At 67.9% G+C, this 3327-nt stretch carries 2 protein-coding genes; both read left to right on the top strand.

Translation table 11 applies throughout. The features are described from left to right. Window positions 1-226: 226 nt before the first annotated feature. Entirely contained in the window at window positions 227-1708 is a 1482-nt protein-coding gene (locus GPA_RS03365) for an extracellular solute-binding protein (RefSeq protein WP_015538934.1), read from the top strand. 46 nt (window positions 1709-1754) lie between these two features. Beyond that, window positions 1755-3327, top strand: a 1573-nt coding sequence (locus tag GPA_RS18810) for a PDC sensor domain-containing protein (protein WP_197533066.1), incomplete at its 3' end; no start/stop codon positions are given.

The raw sequence follows: 3327 nt of genomic DNA, 5'->3' as shown, positions 1-3327 counted from the left end.
CCTCGGCGGGCACCGGCCGCCCGACGCAGGAGCGGCACGCCGGCACGCCGGCCCCCTCCTCCGATCCAGGTGATCGCTGACCGCCGCCCGCGGCGCTCCGCACGTTATCCAACCTCAAAAACTGAGTCAATCAAGGGTTTCCGCCATACGGGGGTTTCCCATGCTATAGAATAGCGGGATGGTAGCATATCGTGGGCCGCAGGCCCGCTTGCAGAACGGGGGCAGTATGAAACGTGGGAGGATATTCGGCGCCGTTGCGACGTTCGCGCTGGCAGGGGCCTTGGCTTGCGCGGGATGCGCGGGCGGCGGCCAAGGGGCGTCGACCGATGCCGGGAAGGCGTCCGTGCTCGACCCGGCCGATCCGGTGCAGGTGGAGCTCTGGACCTATTACAACGGCACGCAGCAGCAGGCGTTCGAGGATCTGGTCAAGGGGTTCAACGCCGGCCGCGGCAAGGATACGGGCGTCGTGGTCACCAGCTCCAGCCAGGGCGGCGTGAACGACCTGGCCGCCGCCGTCACTGACTCGGCGCAGGAGCTCGTGGGCTCCGAGGCCATGCCCGACGCGTTCCTCTCGTACTCCGACACCGCGTCGGTCATCGACGAGCTCGGCCGCGTGGCAGACCTGTCGCCCTACCTGACGGATGACGAGAAGGCCCAGTACGTCGACAGCTTCATCGAGGAGGGCGACATCAACGGCGACGGCAGCCTCAAGGTGTTCCCCGTGGGTAAGTCCACCGAGACCCTGCAGATCAACCTGACCGACTGGCAGAAATTCGCCGACGCCACCGGGTCCACGCTCGAGGAGCTCTCCACCATCGAGGGCATCACGGCCGTGGCGCAGCGCTACTACGAGTGGACCGACGCCCAGACGCCGGACGCCGCCGGCGACGGGCGTCCGTTCTTCGGCCGCGACGCCATGGCGAACTACCTGATAATGGGCTCGCGCCAGCTGGGACACGATGTGTTCGACATCGAGGGCGGCGCCTGCTCGCTCGACCTCGACCGCACCACCATGAAGAAGCTCTGGGACAACTACTACGTGCCCATGGTGCAGGGCTGGTTCTCCGCCGAGGGCAAGTTCCGCTCCGACGCCGTGAAGACGGGCGACCTCGTCTGCTATGTGGGCTCGTCCTCGTCGGTGGTGTACTTCCCCAAGACCGTGACGGTCGACGACAACACGAGCTACCCCATCGAGCTGGCCGCGCTGTCGAACCCCACGTTCAAGGACGGCAAGCCGTGCGCGCCCCAGCAGGGCGCCGGCTTCGTGGTGGCGAAGTCCGACGAGAAGAAGGAAGCCGCCTGCGTGGAGTTCCTGAAGTGGTTCACCGACAAGGAGCAGAACACGGCCTTCTCCATCAGCGCCGGCTACGTGCCCGTGAAGAAGGATGCGCTCACGCTCGACAACCTGCAGAAGGCGGCCGAGTCCGTGGAGGGCACGTCCGAGAACTACCTGGTGAACCTGCCGGCCACGCTCGATACCATCGAGGCGGGCGTGTACGCCAACCCGCCGTTCAAGGGAGGCGTGGAGGCGCGCGCCGTGCTTGAGAAGGCGCTGTCCGACAAGGCTGTGGCCGACCGCGCCGCCGTGGCGGCCGCCGTCGAGGGCGGCGCGACCCCCGAGGAGGCTGTGGCGCCGTACCTGGAGGACGCCGTGTTCGACGCCTGGCTCGCCGACCTGACCGCAAAGCTCGAAGCGGCGATAGCCTAGCCGAATCGCTTCCGGGCGAGGGCTGGGGAAGGAAGGCGACGGCGGCATGGGCCTGGGTACGGGAAAAAAGCGGGGCGCGCGGCGTGGGCTGACGTTCAAGGTCCTTGTCGTGGTGCCCTTCTGCATCGCCCTCGCCATCCAGGGCATCATGTGCGTGGCCGTGCTCGCGCGCAGCGAGACGCTCGAGCAGATGGAGACGGACGCCTACGACCTGTTCTCCGAGCGCGTTTCCAGCCGGGCGGGCTACCTTGAGAACGACATGATTTTCCGCTGGTCCGACTTCGACGTGGTCGTGGAGCATGTGGGCGACGACATCGATGCCGCCCTCGCCGCGCACGGTGCGTCGGCGGCCGATATCGTCACCGGATCCGACCTCTCGCTTGCCGTTATCGACGCATCGGCCGACGACCTGCTGTCGTTCGCCCGCCGCGCCGAGGTGGATGGCGCCTACCTCGTGCTCACGGACGGCACGACCGCCTCTTCCGCCGAGGGCGAAGGGCACCCGGCGCTCTATATCCGCGACGCCAACCCCAAGGTGGATGTGGCGAACGGCTCCGACCTCCAGCTGGCGGCATGTCCCATCAGCGTGGCACGCCGGCTCGACATCGCGCTCGACAGCCAGTGGTCGGCCACGTTCCCGCTGGCCGCCGAGGGCGAGGGCCAGAGCGCTTTCTACTATCGCCCCCTGCGCGCGGCCCAGCAGTACCCCGATGCCGATACGAGCGACCTGGGCTACTGGGGGCGCCCCGTCGACCTGGGATGGACGGGCACGCAGTCCGTCACGTACAGCAAGCCGGTGAGAGACGCCGCAGGCAACGTCGTGGGCGTGCTGGGCGTGGAGGTCCGGCTCGATCGCATAGCCTCCTTCTTCCCGTACCTCGACCTCAACGAGGAGGGCAACGGCTCCTACCTGCTGGCCGTCACGGGCGAGGAAGGCGGCTTCGCGCGCGACGGCGGGGCAGCGCCGGCGGCCGGGCAGCCGCGCGTCTACGAGGTGCTCACGGCCACGGGCGCGTCCCAGAGCCTCTATGTGGAGGACGGCTCGTTCGAATCGTTCCTCGACGATAAGGGGCGCATGACGGTGGAGCCGTCGGAAGCCGCATCGTCGGACGCGCTGGCAGCTGCCAGCGCGTCCGAGATCAAGCTCTACGACAGCACGTCGCCGTTCGCTTCCGAACATTGGGTGCTCGTGGGGCTCGAGCGCGAGGACGAGCTGTTTTCCGCCGTCCATCTGCTGTCCGAGAACCTTCTGAAGGTGTTCGTGGCCTCCATCGTGGTGGGCATCGTCGTCGCCGTTCTCACGGCATGGCTTTCGTCGTCCCGCCTGCGCCACCTCATGGGGGAGGTGCGCGCCGCGAGCCCCGAGCAGCCCATCTCGTTCACGCCCACCGGCATCGTGGAGGTGGACGAGCTGTCCGAGTCCATCGAGATGCTGGGCTCCGAGGTGGCCTCGGCCGCCTCGCGCCTGTCGCAGATACTCAAGCTTTCCGACCGCTCCATTGCCGCGTTCGAATGCAACCTTGCCTCGTCTACGGCCACGTACACGGACGGCTTCTTCGACGCGATGGGCCTCGTGCTCCCGCCGGGCACGGGCGAGCAGGGCGCCGCGCGCGAGGGCT

It is taken from the genome of Gordonibacter pamelaeae 7-10-1-b, assembly GCF_000210055.1.
Classification (GTDB): Bacteria; Actinomycetota; Coriobacteriia; order Coriobacteriales; family Eggerthellaceae; genus Gordonibacter; species Gordonibacter pamelaeae.
Note: the sequence above shows the minus strand (reverse complement) of the source record. Positions and strands in the feature narration are given on the sequence as shown.

Coding starts and splice junctions, on each gene's coding strand:
- GPA_RS03365 (WP_015538934.1), top strand. CDS start 227: ATGAAACGTGGGAGGATATTCGGCGCCGTTGCGACGTTCGCGCTGGCA.